Raw genomic sequence first — 23469 nt, 5'->3', positions numbered from 1 at the left:
CGAATAATCCATTTGTCCAATAAAGCCACAAAAAGGGCAGAGATTACCCCTTCACCCCTCCCGCCGTAAGTCCGCTAACAATGCATTTCTGGCAAAAAAGAGCTGTCCTCAAGTCAGTTTCGACTTGAAGAGACAGCTCCACGTTAACGTACATGACCCTTAGGTTTGATTGCTATAACCGGAAATAACATTCTTCACTTTGAAGTACGTTGTCCCAATGGGAATCGGATTTAGAGGTCTTGCAGTGGTCAAATCAATGGGTTGAACCGAGGTGAATCCTCCTACATAAGCTTTGGTGTCTGAGAAGAATGCAAGATCGCCAATGGAAGTAAGCTCAACAAACCGGGAAGTGCCACGGTCTACATCGTAGATTTGCAGCCCGCCCGTTGGGTGATCCGTGGCTTGAATGGTGACGCCAATATACTTTTGCGTAAGCGAAGTGCGAATTTTATCCTGACCTTTGTAACTGGGGATTTCTTTGTAATCATCATAGGTGATTTTCGAATTCACATCGATATCCAGATTCTTGAATAATTTCAAAAAGTTCCTTTCTTCTCGCATCGTGCAGAATAACAAGCCGTTGTCCAGATAAATTCCGGATACCGTATTGTCCAGTGAACTAGTCGGTGCTGCTGCAACTAAACCATTATCAGGACTAAGAAAATCAAGGGCTCCAATATTTCCAAGCTCGACCAGTGTGTGTCCATTGGGGTGAACGGTCAAGAAGTTTCGGGTCGAGTCATGTATAGTGCCCGGTCCTGCTGGGCCAAGCGCCACATTAGGTCCATTATTAATAATTCTAATGGCAAGAGTAGAATCTCTTGTTGGATGAATTTCGTTGCAGGCAACGTAGACGTAAGGGCTATTCTCATTGCACGAAATGGCGAAAGACATCGTGTCTACAGAATAAAGATTTCCAATGAAACTAAGAGTAATGGCATCAAAAATCGTCAGGCAGGGATATCCATAGTTGGCTACATAGACTTTTTTGCCGCTAGGCTCTACGAGGATAGCAACAGGTTTGTTGTCAACTGGAACTGAACCTATAAGGTTAAAGGTATCTGTACTATAGACATAGACCATATTCGCAAGGCCATCCGCCACGTAAAGCTTATCTCCAGAGGGACTCAAGCACATAGCGACAGGATTATAGCCTGCCGAGATCCGTTTGATGATCTGATCGGTAGTGGGATCAATAACAGCGACATATCCATTATTATTAATACTTACATAAGACACATATACATAAGAAAGGCCGCTCCGTGTATTTCGGTTACGGTTTGCTGTTCGATTCATATTCATAGATAAAATCCCCTTTCATGCAGATCTGGCTAGTGGACTCGCCGGGCCCGGCGGACGGACAAGCGGATGGGCAGACGCACCGGTCCTGTGCCTTGATGCCGCATCAGGTTGTCTGCTGTAGGTTATGTCTGGATGCTCCGGCCCGAATAGTCCTAATGTCCAGTAAGGTAAAAAAAAGAGCTGCCCCCAAGTCCAGTTCGACTTGAAGCGACAGCTCAATTTTTATACTAAATGTGCATTACAAGGATTGATTGCTATAACCGGAAATAATGTTCTTTACGTTGACGCGGTCTGAGGGACTTGTGCCAATCGGAATAGCAGGAATGGGATTACTTGGATTTCCCAAATCAATCGGTTGAATCGAAGTCAATTGTCCTACATAGGCAATGATGTAATCGTAAAGTGCTAAATCACCGACATAAGGGAGCGGAACAAACCGTGAACTAGCAGCGTTTACATCGTAAATTTGCAGACCACCTGTCGGGAAAGTGGTGGGTTGAATGGTGATGCAAATAGTACTTTGATCACTTGAAACACGGATTTTATCCTGGCCTTTGTAGCTAGGAATTTCTGTGAATTGATCATGGGTGATGTTTCCTTGCTGGTCCATGAACAGGTTGTTGAATTTTTTCAGATAGGCTCTATCTTCCCGCGAGGTGCAAAATAACATATTGTTATCCAGATAGATCCCGGATACCGTATTGTCCAGCATACTTGAAGTTTTGGAGGGACCCATTGTAAGTGGTTCAAAATGAGTCAACATGCCAGTCGGCCCAAGTGTGACCAGCTCCACTCCGCCTGGGTACACGGTCAAGGGGTTGTGGGTCCCGTCAAATTCAAGCGGAGTATCATCCCCAACCGGATGGGCGGTATCATCGTCAACGGAAATGGCGACAACCTTGCCTTTATCATTATCTTTAGACTTACATGCAACAAAGACAAAGAGACTGTTCACCTTACCGGCAAAGGCAAAAGGGTAGCCGCTTCCGCTAGGCAAATCCACTTGCTTAATAACCGTATCTGTGACGGAGTCAATAATTGTAACGGCCCTGTTACCCGAATGGGCTACATAGACTTTGTTCACGTTAGCAGCAGCGAAGATAGCAACAGGAGCGCTAGAGGTGGACGAAGAGCCAATGTGAAGGGTTTTGATAACGTTAAAGTTATATGCATCAATGATAGTGACCGAATCATTGCCCGTATTTACTACATAGAGCTTATCCTCACTTGGATTCAAGCACATAGGACCAGGGTTAAGGCCTACCGGAATCCGTTTGGTGACCTTATTGTATACAGGATCAATGACAGCGACGTAGCCAAAATAATAGGAAAGTTCATAACTCGCAAACACGTAAGGATTAAAATTTGATGCTAGATTTCTTCTGTGGTTTGCTATTTTTGTATTCATAATTAAAAACCCCTTTCATGTGCTTCTGGCTCATGGACTCGCCGGGCCCGGCGGACAGACAACCGGATGGGCAGGCGCGCCGGATCTCCCGGATGCCGCATCAGGTTGTCTGCTGTATGTTATGTCTGAATGCTCCGGCCCGAATAATCCATTTGTCCAACAAAGCCACAAAAGGGGCTGAGGTTATCCCTTGACCGCTCCCGCCGTAAGTCCGCTAACAATGTACTTCTGGCAGAAGATATAGAGGATTAGCACGGGAAGGGAGGTTAATACCAGATCCGCGAAGATCAGGTTCCAGTCCCGGCTGTATTTGCCGTAGAAATTGTACACGGAGAGCGGCATCGTCCAATCCGAGCTGTCGGTCAGGAAGTAGAGCGGTATGGTGATATCATTCCACACGGACATGAAGACCATAATCGCTACGGTGGCGTTGACCGGGACGATCAGCGGGGTGACGATTCTGAAGAACACAGAGAATGTATTCGCCCCCTCCAGAAAAGCTACCTCATCCAGCGCCTTCGGAATGGAACGGATGAATCCGCTGTACAGGAACACACTGAACGCCGTGTTGAGCGAAGCGTAGATCAGAATAACGCTGGTGATGCTGCCGTAGAAGCCCATCCACTGCACGACACGGATCGTGGTGATCGTGGACATTGGGGCAATCAGGCCCATGAAGAAGAACATGTACAGGAAATTCGACCACTTGGTCTCCCGGCGTACCAGAATGAAGGAGGCCGCCGAGGAGGTGAAGATGTTCAGGATGGAAGAGACGCCGGTAATCAGCATCCCGTTCAGGAATGCCCGTCCCAGACCGCCTTCCTTGAAGACGGTTGTATAGTTGGAGAACTTCCACTCCTCGGGGAGCCGCAGGGAGAACTTCAGTACCTCGGAGCTGGTCATGAAGCTGCCGAACAGCATAATCAGGAGCGGCAGGATAATCAGGAGCGAGGCCAGGATCAGGAACCCCTCCACCAGATAGTTACGCCAGGCCATTTTACGGGAAAAGCTCATTATTCCGATACCTCCTTACGCCGCATGAAGATCAGCAGGGGAATGGCGATGACAGTTACAGCAGCGAACAGCAGGGTATTGACGGCTGTGCCCAGCCCCCAGCTGCCTTCCCCGAAGGAACGGAGGATGATGGTGCCGACTACCTGGGAGGCATTGCCCGGTCCCCCGCCGGTGAGCACGAACACCTCGGAGAATACCTTGAGGCCGCCGATCAGGGTAAGCATCAGATTGATGTTGATCGCAGGGAGCAGCAGCGGAATGGTGATGCTGCGGAAGCTGCGCCAGGAGCCGGCGCCGTCGATGGTGGCGGCTTCATAATATTCCTTGGAGATCGACTGGAGCCCGGCCAGATAGATGGCCATCTGGAAGCCGGTATGCTGCCAGATGGACACAAATGCCACGGTCCAGATGACCAGCGCCGGATTGGTCAGCCAGGCCTGGCTCAGCGAAGGCAGCCCCACAGCTTCGAAGATGCGGTTAATCGTTCCGTCGGAGCGCAGCATGGGCGTGAACACAATGCTAATAACCAAAACGCTTAAGATCGACGGAGAATAGAAAATAGCCCGCAGCAGATTTTTGGATTTTAGCTTCATGTTCAAGCCGACCGCCAGCGCGATCCCGAGCAGATTTTTGCCGAGTACAGTAACGATCGCGAAGATCGCCGTATTTTTCATCGCAAGCAGCAATGTTCTATCCGTGAAGATCCGCTCGAAGTTATCCCAGCCGATGAACTTGATCGCTTCCCGGTCCAGCCTCCAGTCCGTGAAGGAATAGAAGAGTCCGATCAGCGCAGGCAGTACGAAAAAAATCGAATAGATCAGCAGCGCAGGCCAGATCAGGTAATACGAGTACAGCTTCTTGGATACGTTCATCTCTTCACACTCCTATAATAGCCCAGGACAGAATAAAGCCCGGAATGGACTTCATTCTGCCTGCTGTATGGTTGATCCGATTGGATACTTGGTTTAAAAGCCTTCCACGCCTTTGTCCTTCATCAGCTGGCTGAATTTCTCGTCCCAGGCCTTGAGTACGCCCTTGGCATCCAGACCGCCGGCAAATTCATCCTGAAGCAGACGGTACAGCTCGCTGCGGTCCACGATCATATAGGCATCCGTGGTCAGCGTAGTCTTCTTGGGTGTGATGTATTGATCGACAATCTCCTGCTTGTAATCGGGAAGCTTCGGTGTAGTGACATCGCTGAAGTTGGAGACGGAGCCCTGGCTGTCCACCATTTTCTGTGCGACTTCTTTGGTGGCAAGGAACTCCAGGAATTTCTTCGCTTCATCCATATGCTTGGCTTTCTTCGGAATGAACAGCTGGCCGCCCAGCGGGCTTGCGCCGAGATTTGCGTCTTCAGAAGACGGGATAGCGAACAGGCCCAGATGCACATTCGGATCCTTCTCGGCCACGTTCACGATCAGCCAGTCGCCCATGAACATCATCGCCGTTTCCTTGTTCAGGAATTTGCCCACGGCCATATCGTAGCTGTCGCTGAGAATGTCCGTGTTGGTGTAGCCTTTCTTGTAGACTTCGTACTGCTGCTCCAGGAAGGTAGCGAATTCGGGAACATCGGACCACTTCTTGCGGCCGGCATTGATGTCCTCGAACAGGGACGGTTCATTCTTCGCGGCCCAGTCGGCAAAAGCGGCAGCCGGCCAGATATTAGCCGCCCAGTTATCCTTGAATGGCATGAAGACCGGAGTAATGCCGCTGGCCTTGATTTTCTCGCAGACGGCCAGGAATTCCTCGTAATTCTTCGGAATCTCAAGCCCCAGGTCCTTGAAGATATCCTTGTTGTAGACTACGCCCTGCATCCCGGTATCCTGACTGTAATGGAAGCTGTAGACATGATCGTAAGCGGAGAGAACATCCTTGTTCAGCAGCCGGCTTACCCAAGGCTCGTTATCGAGAATCTCGAAATTGCGCTCCAGATTAAGGTCGGTAGTAGCACTCGCCAGATTGTATTGAATCAGGTCAGGGACCTCATCGACAGCCAGCTTGGTCTGGAGTACGGTGGCCGTCTGTTCAGCCGGAAGCAGCTGAAGATTGACCTTGATATTGGTTTTCTGCTCGAATTCATCCAGCACATCCTGGGCCACGAACGCCGAATCCTGCGAGCTTTTGGAGATGGCCAGCTCGATGGTTACCTTTTTGCCGCTGCTGCCGCCGCTGCCGCTGTTTCCGTTGCCGCCGCTGTCAGTAGCTGAAGCGTTGCCGGAGCCTGAGTTGCCATTGCCGCATGCCGCCAGCGTTAAGGTCATTACACCGGCCAGTACGCCTGTTGCGATTTTTTTCATTTTGCCATTCATGTGATCGCCCCCGTAGTAAGAATTGTCTGTCGTCTTTGAATCCGTTTACATTGCCCATTATAGAATGAGGAGAGCACAAGGTACATGTTTGTACTTGACTCTTTCTGTGTAATATTCTGAACTCCGGGACGGCTTGTCAATTCGCCCGATTGGTTGTAAAGTAGGCAGCATCCTAAGGTTCAGGGGGGCTCGGCTTGGCTACTATTGTTCAGAAATTGCGCGGAGGCAGGGTTCAGGCCAGTCTGCAAACGAAATTCTTCTTCACCTTCATGCTGCTCCTGCTGATTGTGCTGGGCTGCTTCCTGGTCTACGTGAATTATATGGTGATCCAGCCGCTCAAGGACAAGACGGAGAACGAAATGAAGCTGGCTGCTGCCCAGGTCAGCGATCAGCTGAACCTCTATATCAATAACCAGAACCAGCTCTCCCAGCGGATTCTGTCGAACAAAGAGGTGTTCACCCTGTTGTCCGCCGGGGATTATTCGCAGCTCACCCTCGAAGGGCTGACCCGGAGCCGCCGGCTGAAAGACATCATGTTCCAGGCGCTGGGGCCGAGTCTGAACATTGAGGATATGATGATCTATGATCTGACAGGGGAGCGGGTGGCCTCTTATATCGGATACGCGGATAGCCCGGCCTCACTAAGGCCGTTCCTGGAAGAGAGCAGCAACCTGCCGACCTGGAATGCAAGCGGTTACGCACTGTACCGGCAGGGGGCGGAGGCCATTTCTTTTGTGCGGGCGATCAGGAACCAGAATGGTCAGGTGTTCGGCTATCTGGCGGTGCAGCTCGACCAGCGGTATTTGAACAGATCTGCTGCGGGCCTGGCGGGCGGCAAGGTCTATATTATGGATCAGGACCAGCGGCTGGTCGCAAGCTTCCCGGCATTGCGGGAAGGGGAGAAGGTCCCTGAATTTGCAGCGTATCCTTCTGAATCTGCACCGGCTAACGGAATCTATCTGAGCAGCGGCCAGAACTATGTGGCTTACCACCGCTCTGCCGAGACGGGCTGGACTACCTATGTGGTGAATCCCAGGAATGTGGTGCTGGGCCCGGTCAATTCGGTGAAATACCTCTCCATTCTGCTGATTACAGCGTTGATACTGTTCTCGTTCATTTTCATTTACTTCTCGACCCGCAACCTGCTGCTTCCGATCCGCAAGCTGCGCAGCCAGATTCTGCGGATGAACTACAGCAACCTGAATATGAAGGCGGGGCCGCGTACCCACAACAATGAGCTGATTCAACTGAATAGCGCTTTTCAGGAACTGCTGGAACGGTTACAGGAATCTATCGAACGGGAAAAGCTTGCGCTACACGAAGAAGTGAAGTCGCGGAATTCCGCCTTGCAGGCTCAGATCGCACCCCATTTTATCCACAATGTCCTGTATCTGATCAGTATTGCCGCCCAGGAAGGGAAGAATAGCGTAGTGACCGAGATGTGCAAGCATCTGTCGGACAGCCTGCGCTATATTGTGTCCTCCCCTTATCAGCATGTGACATTGACGGAGGAACTGAAGCATACCCGGCATTATTTGTCCCTGATTCAGCATAATTTCGAGGACGATCTGGAGTGGGAGATTGACGGGGACGGTGCGCTTGAGCGGATTGAGCTGCCCCGGCTGGTGATTCAGCCATTCGTGGAGAATTGTATCGAGCATGCTTTTAAGAATACGGACCCTCCTTGGAGGATTGAGGTGCGGGTGAAGGTATATAACGGCCTGTGGGCCATCGAAATCCGGGATAACGGGGAAGGCTTCGCGCCGGGCCGGATCAGGGACATTCTGGACAATATTGAGGACTCGGATTCCGGGGTCTATGAGCTTCAGCATCATACCACGGGAATTGGCAATATGGGGATTGTGAATACGGTGAACCGGCTGAAGCTGATGTACAGGAACCGGCTATTCTTCAATATTTACAACCACTTAGACGGGGAAAAGGGCGCTACGGTCCAGATTATCGCATCTATGAGTAAAGACTTCTACTAGAACCGGGGAGGGACCGCTATGTATACCGCTATCATTGCCGAGGACAGCAAGCCGATTCTGCGCAATATCGAGGCGCTTATGCAGTCCATGGAGTTGCCTGTCCGTATATCCGCCACCGCCTCGAACGGGCTGGATGCCCTGGAATACATCAAGGCTAACCCGGTGGATATCCTCCTGACCGATATCCGCATGCCCAAGCTGGACGGGCTGGCGCTGATCGGGCAGTGCAGGCAGGTGAATCCGGCGCTCAAGGCGGTGCTGATCAGCGGCTACAGCGATTTCGAGTATACGCGCAAAGCGCTGAACCTTCAGGTATTCGACTATCTGCTGAAGCCGGTGGAGCGGGAACAGCTGGCTGAGGTGATGCAGCGGCTGGTCGCCCATCTGCAGGAGCAGGAGGGCAGTAGGAAGGGATTGCCGGAGGTGTTGGCCGCTTCAGAGCAGCGGCCTAAGAGCAGCGAAGAGCTGTTCCGGCAATTGGAGCAATATTTGCAGCAGCATCTCTACTCCCAGCTCTCTATCACAGAGGTGGCGCTTCAGTTCCATGTCAGCCCGTCCTATGTCAGCCGGATCTTCAAGCGCTATTCGCACCAGACCTTCGTGCATTACAGTATGCGGCTGAAGATAGCCGAAGCCTGCCGGCTGATCGCAGCCAAGCCGGAGCTGAAGGTGAAGGAGCTGTCGGAGGCGCTGTCCTTCGGCGACCAGCATTATTTCTCCAAGGTGTTCAAGGACTATATGGGTGTAAGTCCTACGGAGTATAGGGGAGGAGAACGGGGTTACTAACAAAAAGCAAAAAGAAGCGGAGGGGAAATTTGGAACTGAAGGAGCGGTAGCGACCGCCTTTGTATTTGGATTTCTACCGCGAAGAGCGATTCTAATCAAGGAATCTAAATACAACAGCGGCCGGAAGTCCAAATGTTCACCGCAGTGACGACGAAGCTTCGAGTTATATCGTTCATTTTACGGCAGCGATGCGGATAGGCGGTGCCTTTTTTATTTGCCGTATTTTCCCGGAGGAATGCCCGTGATGTTCTTGAAGGTGCGGATGAAATTGGCATAATCGTTGAATCCGGACAGATAACAGGTATCGGACACGGAGTTGCCGGCGGACAAGAGCTGCTTGGATAACGCGATCTTTTTGAGCAGGACATAACGGTAGATGGTGCCTCCGGTCTGCTGCTTGAACAGATGGCTGAGATAATATTTGTCCAGATTCAGCTCCCCGGCAATATGCGCTAGCGACAGATTCAGGTGCAGGTGGTTGTCGATATAGCTCATCGCGGATTGAATATGGGAGGAGATGATGCTGGGCACGGCGGCACGGGTGCGGCTGTACAGCTCGTTGACCAGCACCAGAATCTGAATCAGATACGTCAGGGCCAGCACCTCGCTGCCGTACTGCTTGCGTTCCAAGGCGGCAATCAGCTGAGAGGAGAGTGCGGTATATTCCGAGAGCAGCGGCTCCTCCATCCGGGCCAGGTTGTTCTCTCCGGGCTGGCGGTTCTGGAAGCAGGCCAGCAGATTCGTGGTTGCCGTACAGAACGGATAGACCAGCGGTGCTTTGAAATGTATGGTCAGCCGCTCATAAGGGTCGGGGGAGCGGTTGATGATTTTATGAATCTCATGATTATTGAATAACAGGACGTCGCCGCGCACCAGCGGATAGCTGTACTGGTCCACGAAGCCGTTCACGCTGCCGCCGAGGAACAGGAAGATTTCATAGTGGTCATGGATATGGAAATCCCGCGTCGGCGAGATCGGAGAATTGCCGATACCGGCCAGAATATCGCCGTCGAACGTTTCATAATACCGGGCATGCTTCATCGTCACAGCCCCTTTCTTGTTGATCACAATATACGCAATAAATCATCATTATTCGCAAAGACATTGCAATAATACCACAATACACTAGAGAAGAAGAATACCTGAGAGGGTGGAACTAGGATGAGTGGGATAGAACAGCGTAAATACTGGCTGGATACGATGCTGCGAATTGGAACGCCAGTCCTGGAGGCGCTCGCCGCACGGAAACTGAAAGAGTGGTTACCTACGGAGTTTCATAGCGAGCGCAGCCAGTTTGCGCATCTGGAAGCTTTTGCAAGGCTGGCTTGCGGAATGGCTCCCTGGCTGGAGCTTCAGGGGCTTGAGGGTGAAGAGGAGCGCTTAAGAGCCCGTTATGCCGGGCTGATGCTGGAAGCGATTGATGCGGCGGTCGATCCGCAATCGCCTGACTATATGGAATTCAAGACCGAGGGCCAGCCGCTGGTGGATGCGGCATTTCTGGCCCATGCGCTGGTGCGGGCACCGAAAGCGGTTACAGCCCGGCTGGACACACGGGTTAAAGGCAATCTGATTGTGGCGTTCAAGCAGACGCGGCGGACCGCTCCCAGCGGCAGCAACTGGCTGCTGTTCAGTGCGATGGTGGAAGCAGCGTTATACCTGCTGGGCGATCCGGAGTATGACCGGATGCGCGTGGGTTATGCGGTCCACATGTTCATGGACTGGTACAAGGGTGACGGAGTCTACGGGGACGGGAAGGACTTCCACTGGGATTATTACAACAGCTTTGTCATTCAGCCGATGCTGTTGGATGTTGTTACCCTTTTCGAACAGGAGAATGAGGAGTATGCCCGGCTTAGACCCTTGGTCCTGCAGCGGGCGCAGAGATATGCATCCGTGCTGGAGCGCAGTATCGCCCCTGATGGAACGTATCCGTTCCTCGGGCGTTCGATTGTCTACCGGTTCGGGGCATTTCAGCTGCTGTCACAGGCGGCGCTCCAGCATTTCCTGGAAGATTCGCTGCCCCCGGCTCAGGTGCGCTGCGCTTTGACCGCTGTTATTAGCCGGATTATGCAATATCCGGGTACGCTGGATAAGAACGGCTGGCTGCAGCCGGGAATCTACGGCTATCAGCCGGAGCTGGCCGAGAGCTACATTAATACAGGCAGTCTGTATCTGTGCGCCGCTGTTTTCCTGCCGCTGGGCTTGCTTCCTGCTGATCCCTTCTGGTCGGGCGAGGATATGAAATGGACGGCACGGAGAATCGCGGACGGCGAGAATGTGATGCGGGACCATGCTTTGGAATAAGGGATACAGACAGACTGAACAGGAGAGGGAGCTTAGGCATGAACATACAGGAACTTAAGGCAATCGCAGAGAACATGAAGCCGGCAGATCTCAGCTTATATTATCCGCAAGGGGATTCGGCCGCTTTTTGGAGTGAGGCGGGATCTTCTCAAGTTTTACAAGCCAGTCTCAGTGAGATTCGTGCAGAGGCACGGAGGCTGGAAGGGCAGCCTATACCGCTGCTGACGTACAGTCTGTTTACCCTTTTCCGGCAGAAGGGGTCGAGACTGGAGTATGAGCGGCCTTATTTTGAACGGAGAAGAAGGCTGAATACGTATGTGTTCCTAAGTCTGCTGGAGCCGGAGAACGCAGCAGCTCTGGAGCAACTGACAGATATTCTATGGGCGATCTGCGATGAGTACACATGGTGCGTTCCCGCCCATCTTCCTGAGAAGCATGAGGCTGCTGAGATCAACCGCCATATCGATCTGTTCTCCGCCGAGACGGGCTTTACCTTAAGCGAATGTCTGCTGCTGGTCGGGGAGCGTCTCCCGCTGCTGCTCCGCTCCCGGATACGCAGTGAGGTGGAGAATAGAATCTTCCGGCCGTTCCTTGCGCATGGCCCTTATTTCTGGGAGACCTCCACTCACAATTGGGCGGCGGTCTGTGCGGGCTCTGTGGGTGCGGCTGCACTGCTCCTTGTGAAGGACAAGGACATGCTGGCGGAAATCTTGCTGAAGACAGAGAGCAGCATGAATTATTATCTGCAGGGCTTCGGGGCAGACGGGGCCTGCCAGGAGGGGCTGGGCTACTGGAATTACGGGTTCGGCTATTTCACTTATTACAGCGATCTGCTCCGTGCAAGAAGCGGAGGCCGGCTGGATTGGTTCAAGCAGGAAAAGGTGGCACAGATCGCCCGCTTCCAGCAGCAATGCTTCATTGACGGCAGCTATGTCGCCAATTTCTCCGATACAGTGCCCCGGGTGCGGGTACATATGGGACTATCTCATTATCTGGCGGACGTCTATCCGGATGTCCTGCGCCCGCCGTCTGCGCTGCGCGCCCCGTTCACGGAGGATCACTGCAGCCGCTTCGCACCGGCTCTGCGCAATCTGATCTGGACAAGAGCCGGGCAGGAGAAGGAGTCCTGGGAGGCGGGCAGCAGCTATCTGCCCGATGCCGCTTGGCTCGTATCGCGGCATGTCTCTGGGGCGGGCGCTTTCGGCTTCGCGGCCAAGGGCGGCCATAACGACGAGCCGCATAACCATAATGACCTGGGCCAATTTATTCTGAGCGGCCGGGGGGAGATCTTCGCGGCTGATCTGGGCAGCGGAGAGTACACGGCGGACTATTTCGGTGCCGGCCGTTACGGCTATGACTGCAACGGGTCGCAAGGCCATAGCGTGCCGATTATTGACGGCCAGTACCAGGGGGCAGGACGGGAGTTCGAGGCAACGGTGCTGTATGCATCGGCAGCGGAGGCGAAGGATGAGCTGATGCTGGAGCTGGCCCGGGCATACCCGGTAGCCGGACTGCAATCCCTGGTCCGTTCGCTGGTCTGGCATAAGGAGGAGCTGCCCCGTCTGGAGCTGACTGACACTTACCGGTATGACGGAGCTCCGGCAAGCTGGACGGAACGGTTCGTAACGTGGCGCAGACCGGAGGTGCGGGAACCGGGGAGCGTATGGCTGCCGGGAGCTGCTGAGGGGAGCGGCGTTGAGGTAACCTATAATCCGCAGATCGTCCGGCCTGAGATTACCGCACATGTGTACCAGGATCACTATGGCCAGGACAAGGTGTGGCATAGTCTGGACTTTCAGGTTCTCCAGCCCGGAGCAGAGGGCGTATTGGTGTTTGCTTTTGAGTTTATATAAGATGCACGGCACGGGTACAACATTCACACAAAGGCGGGATTCAAATGAACAGAACCATAGATCAGGCTTGGGTAGATGAGGCTTGGAGTAAGGCACTGGAGAAGACGAGAACGAACAGTATCAGCATCGGGGCGGAGTTCCCGCATGCCAGTCAAGGCGGCAAATATGTCCTGGAAGTGCCAAGCTGGTGGACTGCCGGTTTCTGGCCGGGCATGCTCTGGCAGCTCTATGCCGAGAGCGGCGATGAGAGCCTGAAGGCAGTAGCCGAGCGCTGCGAAGAGCGGCTGGATGAGGTGCTGGACGGCTACGTGAAGCTGGATCATGACCTTGGCTTCATGTGGCTGCTGACCAGCGTCGCCAATTACAAGCTGACGGGCAGAGAAGAATCAAGGGTCCGCGGGCTGAAGGCCGCCAACTATCTGGCCGCCCGCTTCAACCTGAAGGGCCGCTATATCCGGGCCTGGAATCCCTGGAGAGAAGGCGAGGACAACAGCGGGGTCGCCATTATTGACTGCAGCATGAACACCAGCCTGCTGTTCTGGGCCTCCGAAGTCACGGGAGACCCGCGTTACCGGCATATCGCGGAGGCACATATGGATACGGTGCTGGAGCATTTCATCCGGCCGGACGGCTCCGTCTATCATATTGTCAACTTCAACCCGGAGACGGGCGAAGTGGCAGAGAAGCTGGGCGGACAGGGCTATGCGCCGGAATCGGCCTGGTCGCGCGGCGCGGCTTGGGCACTATACGGGCTGGCGCTGGCCTATCACCATACGGGCAAGCTTAGCTACCTGCATGCGTCCAAGCAGGTTGCGCATTTCTTCCTGACCCGGCTGCCGGAGGATCAGGTGCCGCATTGGGATTTCCGCGCTCCCGGCGATGTTGGCGAGATTCGCGATTCTTCGGCCGGTTCATGCGCCGCAAGCGGTCTCTTGCTGCTGGCCGGGCTGGTGGAAGAATCAGAGGCTCCTGTCTACCGGAACGGGGCGCTTAGAATCACGGAATCTCTCTACCGCAATTACGGAACTTGGGACAATCCCGGCGAACAAGGCCTGCTGCTTCACGGCACCAGTAACTATCCTGAAGACCGGAATATCGATGTGCCGCTGATCTACGGGGATTTCTTCTATGTTGAGGCACTGGCCCGGATTAAGGGAGCAGGCCCGTTCTATTGGGAGTAGGAGGAGTACGATAATGACGAACAACAAGATGACTCGGGGAATTGGAAATCTGGGGACAGGCGATCCGGCGACGGGCAAGCTGGGGATTCAGAGCAATCCGCTGAAGACCCGGGACGACCTGCTGGCTGCCCTTGAGCAGCTGACAGAGCCGCTTCGGTCGCTCTATAGCAGAGGCAGCGCAAGACTTGAGATCGGGATTACGGGAGCGAGCTATCCGTCAGCCACCGCCGGAATGGAGGGCTTCTCCCGGGTGCTCTGGGGACTAATTCCACTGCTCGCCGGAGGCGGGAACAGTGAACTATGGGCCACTGTGCTGGACGGCATCCGGCACGGCACCGATCCGGCCCATGAGGAATATTGGGGTGATGTAAGGGACTATGACCAGCGTCTGGTCGAGATGGCCGCCTTCGGCTTCGTGCTGGCGGCTGTGCCGGAGCATCTCTGGTCCCCGCTTGCTCCGCAGGAGCAGGAGCATCTGTACAGCTGGCTGAACCAGATCAATTCCCGTCCCTGCTACGACTGCAACTGGCTGTTCTTCAATGTGCTGGTGAATGTCGGCTTCCGCACAGTAGGACGGCCTTATGATGCGATTCAACTGGAGCGGAATCTGGAGCGGATGGATGCCTTTTATCTGGGTGAAGGCTGGTACAGTGACGGTGTTGGCGGACACTGCGATTATTATGGGCCCTTCGCCATCCATTACTATTCGCTGCTGTATGCCAAGCTGATGGAGCGGGAGGACCCGGAGCGTTCCCGTCTGTTCAAAGAACGCGCCCGGCTGTTCGCGGCTGAATTCATGGGCTGGTTCGCCCCGGACGGCGCTGCGCTTCCCTATGGCCGCAGTCTGGCGTACCGGTTCGCCCAGTCTGCCTTCTGGAGCGCCTTGGCGTATGCAGAGGTGGAAGGCTTCTCTGCCGGTGTGGTCAAAGGCATCGTCCTGCGCAACCTGCGCTGGTGGTTCCGCCAGCCTATCTTCGATGCAGCCGGCGTGCTGACCATCGGATACACGTATCCGAATCTGGTCATGGCGGAGAATTATAATGCTCCCGGCTCGCCTTACTGGGCGCTGAAGACCTTCCTGCCGCTTGCCCTCGGCGCGGAGCATCCGTTCTGGAGCGAACCGGAGCTGCCGCTGCCGGAGCTTCCGGCTGTGACGGTGCAGCATCCGCCGCATCTGGTTCTGGTCCGCGAACCGGCTTCCGGTCATGTGGCCGCCTTCAACAGCGGGCATCTGTCCACCAATGAGCATACCCATACCTCGGCCAAATACGAGAAATTCGTCTATTCCACAGGCTTCGGGTTCAGCGTTCCCCGCTCAGAATGGGGATTGCCGCAGGGAGCCTATGATTCCATGCTTGCGCTCAGCGAAGGCGGAGACAATCTGTACCGCGTTCGGCGGCAGAATCTGGAATCAGAGATTACGGACAACGTCCTGCGGTCCGTCTGGAAGCCTTGGGCTGATGTTGAGGTACGCACATGGGTGGTAGCGGGTCTGCCGTGGCATATCCGGATTCACCGGATCGAGACGGGCCGTGCCCTGGATGCCGCCGAGGGCGGATTCGCGCTGGGTCAAGAGGCGGAGCCTGCTCAGCAGCTCAGCGGAATGGGCGCAGCGGCAGCTACAGCATGGGGAACGAGTGGCATCAAGGGGCTGAAGGGCTACTCCAAGGCCGAGCTGATCTGGCCCAATGCGAATACGAACCTGCTTCGTCCCCGGACAGTGCTGCCTACCCTGACCGCTTCGCTTGAGCCTGGGGTGCATTGGCTGGCTTCTGCTGTGTACGGCGACCCTTCATCTGCGCCGCTGGCAGATGGGGCAAAGGAACTCGGCCTGATTCTGGAACAGACTCCTGAAGAGCTGCTCAATGTTAAACTTGATGGAGAGCGTATTACGGTGCTAACCTCCGGCGGGACTGAGGTTAGTATTCCGGTGCAATGAGCAGAAATATGGTGCGAAAACACAGCATTTTGGTCATAGTACAGCAATTTCGGTCAATAACTCAACATTGGCTCTTTAGTGCCACCAACATACAAGCAGGCCAGCAGCTTTCCTTTGGAGAGGCTGCTGGCCTTTCGAGGCTCGTGGACCAAAATGTATGTTAAAAACCGATCACAATTGGCCTGGATGCGGCGAGTGGGGCAAATGTAATCGAAAAACCGATTACAATTGGACTGGATGCGGCGAGTGGACCGAATGTAATCGAAAAACCGATCACAATTGAGCTAGGAGCAGCGCATGGACCAAAATGTATGTTAAAAACCTATCACAATTGGACGGGGTGCGTCGTGTGAGCCAATGAGGAGCTTGAAACAAGAAAAAGCCAGACCCAATCCAACCTCCCCAAACAAACCCGCCCCACACCCTGCACGCATATGAAGCATCCGGTGCAGAGAGTGGGGCGGGCCGTAAGAGCAGTTAGCCATTTACTCCGTATTGCTGCGGAACTGATTGGGCGTGAGACCTTTATACTTTTTGAACACCTGATAGAAATATTTCGTATCATTATACCCGGACTGCAGCGCGATATCCTCGATCCGCATTCCGGGATCTTTGAATAGCAGGCAGGCATGCTCGATGCGGACCTTGTGCAGATAATCGATGAAGCTGATCTTAAGCTGCTGCTTGAACAGCAGGCTTAAATATCCCGGGGTAATGTAGATCTCCCTGGCGACGATCTCGCGGTTGATATCCTTCATGAAGTGCTCGCCGATATAGCCCTTGGCCGCTTCGAGCAGCTTGTTGCTGTTCTTCTTGGACGTCAGATGCTCACTGACCCGCTGGGCCGTCTCTAACAGCGACTGGAACAGATTATCCAGACTGGACCGGGACAGGACATGGATCAGCTCGGTCAGATTCTGCCCGAACACCTTGTTCACGTTGACATTGTTCTCGATGCATAATTTATAGAGCGCGAAGAACAGGGCGAAGCTCGATTTGATCACCTGGTCCCTGGACACCGTCTCAGGCTGCAGGGCTACATTGAACAGCGTGAGCTTATCGGCGATGTCCCCGGGAGAACCGCCGCGTACCGCCTTCAGCACCTCCTGCTCCTCATGCAGGGGATAGGAGGATTGAGAGGACTCGGCATCGAATTCGCCACTGTACTCCACGATTTTAGCAATTCCGGTGTAGTTGGTTGTATTCAAGGCCTGGCAAGCCTCCACGAACGAGTGGCGCAGATGCTCAATATTCTTGTCAATACTTCCGATCCCGGCGGATACGGTGAACTTCAGGAAGCTGGCGATATTCTCCTGAATAATCCGGATATAACCGCTTAATTCCTCCTGATCCGGCAGCTCGTCCATATTGAGAATTAGCACAATATCGTCCTGATGCTCGAAGGCAACGCAGAGCACAGCCTCCGGCAGCGACTCCTCGCAAATATTCTTCAGCCCGTACTTCAGCAGCTCCGTATCCTCATGCATATACTTCTCATGCAGCAGCTGGAAATTGTCGATGCGCAGCAGAATGATGCCGTACAGCAAATAGGGGAAAACCAGCTGGTTCATCTTCAGATTAGCCAGCAGCCGGGAATACGCGGGACTCTCGGTGAGAATGAGCTGGCTTAACGTCTTTTCCTTCAGCAGGGGTAGACTCTCCCGGAACCCTTGCCGCAGATGCTCAAGCGTGGTAATCTCCAGCTTCTCGGATTGAATCTGCTCCGTGATGGCCAGAACCGTGCTCAGAATCTCCTGCCGGCGGCTCGGCTTCAGCAGATAGTTACTGACCCCGGATCTTATGGCTTGCTGGGCATAGGCGAAATCATCGTATCCGCTCATAATGACCGATTTGACGCTGGGGTATTTCTCGGAGACAACCTTGATTAACTCCAGGCCGTCCATTTGCGGCATCCGGATATCTGTTAGCATGATATCGACGGCATAGCTATCCAGGAGTTCAAGTGCCTCAAGACCGTCTCTGGCTTCGCCTGCAATATGGATGCCGTGCGAATGCCAGTCAATCAGGGTCCTTATGCCTACCCGCGCCCGCTCCTCATCATCCACAATAATCATATTATACAAGGGACATCCCCTCCAATCTGTATTCGTATTGTTTATTCGCTCTGGCTTCGTCTATTCTTGCATGTCAGTTACAATCACCGGAACTACGATCTCCACCCGCGTGCCTTCTCCGGGGACACTGGAATAGTTCAAGGCATAGTCACCTTTATAAAAATGCTTCAGCCGTGCCTGGACATTCTGCACCGCATAGCCACCGACATCCCGGGCCGTGTAGACATCCGTCTCATCAGGCATGCTGAGAATCTTTTGCAGCGTCTCCTCGTTCATGCCGCTCCCGTTATCCTCAATCACGAAGATCAGCTTCTCTCCGCGGCGTTGTCCGCTGATGCTTACCCGTCCGCCGCCGCGCTTGCGTTCAATGCCGTGGATCAGCGCGTTCTCAATGAACGGCTGCAGGCTGAGTTTCAGGATGACATAGGCGTACAGCTCCTCAGGAATGTCGATCACATACTCGAGCGATTCCTGGAACCGCATCTTCTGGAGCGACAGATACAGCTCAATCAGCTCTTTTTCCTTGGCTACGCTGGTGAAGCTCTTGCCCTGGTTCAGACTTAACCGGAACAGCCGGGAGAGGTTGATCACCATCTCGCTGATCTTGTCCTGCCCTGCCGCCTCCGCCTCCCAGAAGATCGTGTCGAGCATATTGTACAGAAAATGGGGGTTGATCTGCGATTGCAGCGCCTTCAGCTCCGCTTCCTGCTCCTTTAGCTTCAGCAGATAGGCATCGTCCACCAGCGCTTTGATGTTGCCGACCATATTATTGTAGCCCCGGCTCAGCTGGCCGATCTCATCCCAATATTTGATCTCCACCTTCTCCTCGAACTGCCCGTTCTGGAAGCGCCGCATCGACAGCAGCAGCGTCTTGATCGGCGCTGTCAGGAAGGAGGAGAAGAACATCAGCAAGGGAATGCTAAGCACCAGGCTGGCTAATACCATCACAAGCACTGCCGATTTAATGGAATTAAGCTCTTGGGTCAACGAACGGAGCGGAACACTGTACAGGGTGATCCAGCCATCCTCGTTGATGTTGTAATTCAGCAGCGTATCCTTGCCCTCCAGGCTGACGATGGTGTTGCCGGAGAGAATGCCGGCATTGGCCTGCTTCATCACGAAGTCTACGGCTTCGGGGCTATAGGTCTCTTTGCCTGCCGACAGCAGCTGTGCGCCCTGTTCACTCAGAATGAGGATGCCGTGATCCTTGTCATACAGATTCGTCAGATAGGTTCTGCGGATGGTCTCCAGATTAATGCCGACGAATACAAAGCCGATCCGGTTCCCGTTCACAATATCGCGGATAATCCGGGTCATGCCGAGCTTGTCATTACGGTTAGTCTGAATGAATACGTTATTCTCTTCTGTCAGCGGGAACCAGTAGGAGGCACCGTTTAAGGCAACGGTCTGTTTATAAGTATCATTTGAGGTAATTTTGCTCAAACTATACGCACCGCTGCTGTCATCGGTGGCAACCTGAAACAGCGGCTCGGACAAGCTGCCGTACAGAGCCAGATAGTCGAAGCTTCCGGTCACCAGCATCTGGTTCATGATCGACGCGGTGGGTCCGTTATAGAGCTGGTTCTCGATCTTCGCCGAATCCGGGGTATTGCTCCGCAGAGTGTCCTGAACGACTGGAGCGAGGCTGAATACCGTGACCCAGTCGGCTAACGTCTTTTGCATACGGGCGAGATTACTGTCGATCTGCTTGAGCACACTCTGGTTTGAATTGCTCACCTTATTGATAATCTGCTGCTTGGAGATCTTATAGGAGTATGCGCCCAGTGTGCAGGCCACCCCGGTGATCAGCAGGAAGATCAGTATGGTTATCTTGTATCGCAGGTTCATATTCAAGTAGTAGCGCAGCACAGGATCACTAACCTTTTTGATTTTTATCTTATGCGTAATGCCGAATATACACAAGGGAGCTGACAAGCGAAGTCGACAATTTTCAACATTACTCTCTTTTTCTCTACTGACCCTGACTCTAGTGCTCTGGTACGATGTGTTCAGAAACAAAGAAAGCAACCCACGATCAATAACAATTAGGGGGAAATGACATGGTTATGAATTCAAAATCCACACGTAATATACTGCTGGTTACGGCCCTTGCGGCAGTCTCGGTGCTTAGCGCATGCGGAGGCGGCAATGACAAGAACAATAATGCAGGCAGCAGCACGAACGGCGGTACAACCGGCTCTGCGGACAAGGAAGTAACGCTGCGTCTGTTCTCGAACCTTCCCGACCGTAAATCCGGCCAGGGGCTGGCAGAGCAAATGGTAATCGACAACTATATCAAAGCGAACCCCAATGTCAAGATCGATATCGAGACCCTCGCCGAGGAGCCGTTCAAAAACAAGCTGAAGGCGTACATGGCCTCCAACGAAGCGCTGGATGTGACCATGGTTCACGGCGGAGCAGAGCTGAATACGCTGGTACAAGCCGGCTATGTGAAAGAGCTGAACCCTGCAGAATACGAAGGGGACACCTACAAATTCCTGCCGGGCGTCTACAAATCATTCACCTTTAACGACAAGCTCTACGGCTTGCCCCGCAACAGTGACTATGAAGTGATCTATTATAACAAAAAGCTGTTCGATGACAACGGCATCAAGATTCCTACCACCTATGCCGAGCTGCTGGAAGCGGGCAAGCAGTTCCGCGCCAAAGGCATTGAGCCGATGTCGATGAACGGTAAGGACCTGTGGAGCTTCGCGGCCTTCTTCCAGGATCTTGTCGTACGCCTCACCGGCGATCAGAACCTGATGCTGGATGCGGTAGCGAAGAAGAAGAATTTCACTGGCGATGAGAATTTCACCAAAGCTGCTGAGCTGCTGGCCCAGGCCAGAGACACCAAGCTGTTCCAGGAATCGTTCATGACAGCGGACTACGGCGCTTCCCAGAACCTGTTCACGCAAGGCCGGGCTGCTATGTGGTATATGGGCTCCTGGGAAGCAGGGATGGCAACGAATGACAAGCTGCCGGAAGACTTCCGCAACAATGTGAATGTACTGAAATTCCCGGTTGTCGAAGGCGGCAAAGGCAAGGACACCGATCTTTTGGCCTGGAATGGCGGAGGATATTCACTGGTGAGCAGCTCGAAGCATCCTGAAGAAGCCAAGAAGTTCTTCGATTATATGATGTCTGCCGATCAATGGGCCAAGATTGTATGGGATACCGGAGCGGCTGTACCGGCACAGAAATATGAGCTTACCGGCAAAGAGAGCGAGCTGCAGAAGCAACTGACTGAAGTTCTGACCGGGGCTACCAGCACAGCGGGTTCTATCGCCCTTGACTCCGGTACACCTAAGTTCAAGGATGATGCACAGAATGCCTTCGGCAAGTTCTTCGCTGGCGGGTCAACACCTGAACAGCTGCTGGCCGATCTTCAAAAGGCTGCGGAAACACAATAACAGATCACCACTATAGAGAATGAAAGGAGACGGGGCGGGAAGCATTCTTGCCCCTCTCTAATCTTAAGGATGGAGTTGGAGTTCCATGCAAAAAGTATTTAACAACAAAATGGCAATCTTTCTGTTCGTCTTTCCGGGGATTCTCCTGTTCGCCCTGACCTTTCTTGTGCCAATTGTGCTCAGCGCATATTACTCGTTCAGAGACACTTTGTCTCCGGGAACACCCTCGGCATTCATCGGATTCGCCAACTATACAGAGCTGCTGTTTCACGATTCCAGGTTCTGGCTGGCACTTAGAAATGCCGTACTGCTCGGTTTGGGCTTTATCCTGATCCAACATCCGATTGCCATCTTTTTTGCCATTATGCTGGACCGCCTGGGCGGTAAGGCAGAGAAGTGGTTCAGAACGATTTTCTTCATCCCATGTGTCATTTCTGTAGTCGTTATTTCAAAAATGTGGTTATCCCTGCTTGACCCGACCTTCGGCGCCTTCAACAAAATGCTGGATTCCCTGGGACTCGGCTTCCTTAAGCACGCTTGGCTGGGGGACAGCAGCACTGCGCTCGTCTCCATGTTATTCATCCTGATCTGGGCCGGCTTCGGCTGGGGATTGCTGTTCTATTATGCAGGACTCAAAGGCATTCCCGATGATATGTATGAAGCCGCTTCACTGGACGGAGCCTCCGGCTTCCGATTGCACTGGCGGATTACCGTTCCGCTGCTGTCACCGGTTATTACGGTGCAGATTACTTTGGCTATGATTACCGCCTTGAAACAGATGGAGACCGTGTTCCTGACCACTAACGGCGGTCCCGGCGATTCCACCCAATTCCTGGCCGTGTATCTCTATAACAAGGCGTTCTCGGCAAGCCAATACGGTTATGCCAACGCCATCTCGATTCTGTTTATTATTGTCTGCCTGCTTGCCACCTATCTCAGTAACAAACTGACCCGCAGTGATGCGACGGAATTCTAAGGAGGACTCACCATGACAAAAAGCACAAAAACCATACTATGGGTGTTCTTCCTGATCGTCGCCCTGGTTCAGCTGTTCCCGCTCATCTGGCTGGTAGATTTCTCATTCCTCAGCAGCAATGAATTCTACTCCTCCAGCGTCCTGAAATGGCCGAGTGACCCCCAGTGGCAGAACTATATCAATGCCTGGGTGGACGGCAAATTCCTGCGCTACTTCATTAACAGCGCCTTCGTTACCTCCGTAACCATTCTGTTAACGGTGATTCTGTCCCTTACGCTCGGCTATGCCTTTACCCGGATGCAGTGGAAGCTGCGCTCAGTCTTCTTCACCATTATCCTGCTGGGGATTATGATTCCGATTCATGCGACCCTGTTGCCTAACTTTGCCATCTTCAAGGCGCTGGGCTTGACGAATTCCTATCTCGGGCTGATCCTGCCATACACCGCAGTGTCTGTACCGCTGGGAACCTTTATCCTGACCGGCTTCATGCGTAGCATTCCTAGAGCAATGGAAGAGTCCGCCGTGGTAGACGGCGCGAATATTTACCGGATTGTCTTCCAGATCATTGCACCGCTTACCGCGCCTGCACTGGTTACGGTCATCGTTACAACGTTCCTGAACTGCTGGAATGAATTCATTATGGCCTCGACCTTCCTCAGTAAAGATGCGCTGAAGACGCTGCCCTTCTCGGTCATGAACTTCGCCGGCCAGTATTCCTCAGACTACGGCTCACAATTTGCGGTCATGGTGCTGACCTCGATCCCGGCTATTGTCATCTACGCTATCTTCAACGAACAGATTACCAAGGGCGTTACTGCGGGCGCGGTAAAAGGCTGATCTTAAAGCGGACCAAACTCTAAGCGTATGCTATCAAAACTCTAAGCGAATGCTTCCGAGCCAGTTTTGCGAAGAGATTCA

General features: G+C 53.4%; 17 protein-coding genes. 9 read left to right on the top strand and 8 right to left on the bottom strand.

Going from position 1 to position 23469, the window contains the following annotated elements:
- Window positions 1–159: 159 nt before the first annotated feature.
- The 5 genes from NST26_RS22455 to NST26_RS22435 form a co-directional block, all read right to left on the bottom strand.
- Entirely contained in the window at window positions 160–1302 is a 1143-nt protein-coding gene (locus NST26_RS22455; RefSeq protein WP_339310627.1) for a YncE family protein, read from the bottom strand.
- Between the two features lie 238 nt (window positions 1303–1540).
- Window positions 1541–2710 (bottom strand): YncE family protein, encoded by a 1170-nt coding sequence (locus tag NST26_RS22450; RefSeq protein ID WP_339310626.1) that lies wholly within the window; start codon window positions 2708–2710, stop codon window positions 1541–1543.
- A 183-nt stretch (window positions 2711–2893) separates the two neighbouring features.
- Window positions 2894–3724, bottom strand: a complete 831-nt coding sequence (locus NST26_RS22445) for a carbohydrate ABC transporter permease (RefSeq protein ID WP_339310624.1) — start codon at window positions 3722–3724, stop codon at window positions 2894–2896.
- Window positions 3724–4596: a carbohydrate ABC transporter permease gene (locus NST26_RS22440; RefSeq protein WP_339310623.1), complete on the bottom strand. Its 873-nt coding sequence runs from the start codon at window positions 4594–4596 to the stop codon at window positions 3724–3726. The genes NST26_RS22445 and NST26_RS22440 overlap by 1 nt, the downstream gene beginning before the upstream one ends.
- A gap of 93 nt (window positions 4597–4689) precedes the next feature.
- The gene (locus tag NST26_RS22435; protein WP_339310621.1) at window positions 4690–6033 is read right to left on the bottom strand and encodes an ABC transporter substrate-binding protein; all 1344 of its coding nucleotides are present in this window, start codon (window positions 6031–6033) and stop codon (window positions 4690–4692) included.
- Window positions 6034–6227: 194 nt separating this feature from the next.
- Between NST26_RS22435 and NST26_RS22430 the strand changes: the two genes are divergently transcribed.
- Together NST26_RS22430 and NST26_RS22425 are read left to right on the top strand one after the other, a co-directional pair.
- A complete protein-coding gene (locus NST26_RS22430; RefSeq protein WP_339310620.1) occupies window positions 6228–8024 on the top strand; it encodes a sensor histidine kinase in 1797 nt (598 codons plus the stop codon).
- A gap of 18 nt (window positions 8025–8042) precedes the next feature.
- Window positions 8043–8810, top strand: coding sequence for a response regulator transcription factor (locus NST26_RS22425; RefSeq protein ID WP_340951255.1), 768 nt, complete (start codon window positions 8043–8045; stop codon window positions 8808–8810).
- A gap of 210 nt (window positions 8811–9020) precedes the next feature.
- Here the strand turns inward: NST26_RS22425 and NST26_RS22420 are convergent, their stop codons facing one another.
- Entirely contained in the window at window positions 9021–9851 is an 831-nt protein-coding gene (locus tag NST26_RS22420) for a helix-turn-helix domain-containing protein (RefSeq protein ID WP_340951256.1), read from the bottom strand.
- Between the two features lie 120 nt (window positions 9852–9971).
- On the opposite strand from NST26_RS22420, the gene NST26_RS22415 reads away from it, so the two are divergent.
- The 4 genes from NST26_RS22415 to NST26_RS22400 are packed head-to-tail and all read left to right on the top strand — an operon-like array spanning window position 9972 to window position 16087.
- On the top strand, window positions 9972–11114 hold the full coding sequence (locus NST26_RS22415) for a DUF2264 domain-containing protein (RefSeq protein ID WP_340951257.1): 1143 nt from the start codon (window positions 9972–9974) through the stop codon (window positions 11112–11114).
- Between the two features lie 38 nt (window positions 11115–11152).
- Entirely contained in the window at window positions 11153–12967 is a 1815-nt protein-coding gene (locus NST26_RS22410) for a hypothetical protein (RefSeq protein WP_340951258.1), read from the top strand.
- A gap of 44 nt (window positions 12968–13011) precedes the next feature.
- Complete coding sequence (locus tag NST26_RS22405; RefSeq protein ID WP_339310612.1) at window positions 13012–14148, top strand: glycoside hydrolase family 88 protein; 1137 nt, start codon at window positions 13012–13014, stop codon at window positions 14146–14148.
- A gap of 28 nt (window positions 14149–14176) precedes the next feature.
- Window positions 14177–16087 (top strand): DUF2264 domain-containing protein, encoded by a 1911-nt coding sequence (locus NST26_RS22400; RefSeq protein ID WP_340958014.1) that lies wholly within the window; start codon window positions 14177–14179, stop codon window positions 16085–16087.
- Window positions 16088–16572: 485 nt separating this feature from the next.
- Here NST26_RS22400 and NST26_RS22395 read toward each other — a convergent pair whose 3' ends face one another.
- Window positions 16573–18162, bottom strand: a complete 1590-nt coding sequence (locus NST26_RS22395; RefSeq protein WP_339314932.1) for a response regulator — start codon at window positions 18160–18162, stop codon at window positions 16573–16575.
- Between the two features lie 60 nt (window positions 18163–18222).
- Window positions 18223–20031 carry a sensor histidine kinase gene (locus NST26_RS22390; RefSeq protein WP_340951261.1) on the bottom strand — a complete coding sequence of 603 codons (1809 nt, stop codon included), beginning with the start codon at window positions 20029–20031 and terminating at the stop codon, window positions 18223–18225.
- A gap of 191 nt (window positions 20032–20222) precedes the next feature.
- On the opposite strand from NST26_RS22390, the gene NST26_RS22385 reads away from it, so the two are divergent.
- From NST26_RS22385 to NST26_RS22375, 3 genes are all read left to right on the top strand, one after another.
- Window positions 20223–21575: an ABC transporter substrate-binding protein gene (locus tag NST26_RS22385; RefSeq protein WP_209871469.1), complete on the top strand. Its 1353-nt coding sequence runs from the start codon at window positions 20223–20225 to the stop codon at window positions 21573–21575.
- Between the two features lie 85 nt (window positions 21576–21660).
- On the top strand, window positions 21661–22551 hold the full coding sequence (locus NST26_RS22380) for a carbohydrate ABC transporter permease (RefSeq protein ID WP_036731631.1): 891 nt from the start codon (window positions 21661–21663) through the stop codon (window positions 22549–22551).
- Window positions 22552–22563: 12 nt separating this feature from the next.
- The gene (locus NST26_RS22375; RefSeq protein WP_036731633.1) at window positions 22564–23388 is read left to right on the top strand and encodes a carbohydrate ABC transporter permease; all 825 of its coding nucleotides are present in this window, start codon (window positions 22564–22566) and stop codon (window positions 23386–23388) included.
- Window positions 23389–23469 lie beyond the last annotated feature (81 nt).

The sequence above is a fragment of the Paenibacillus sp. FSL R7-0128 genome, assembly GCF_038002245.1.
GTDB classification, from domain to species: Bacteria; Bacillota; Bacilli; order Paenibacillales; family Paenibacillaceae; genus Paenibacillus_AQ; species Paenibacillus_AQ silagei.
This window is presented reverse-complemented; position numbering and strand designations above follow the sequence as displayed.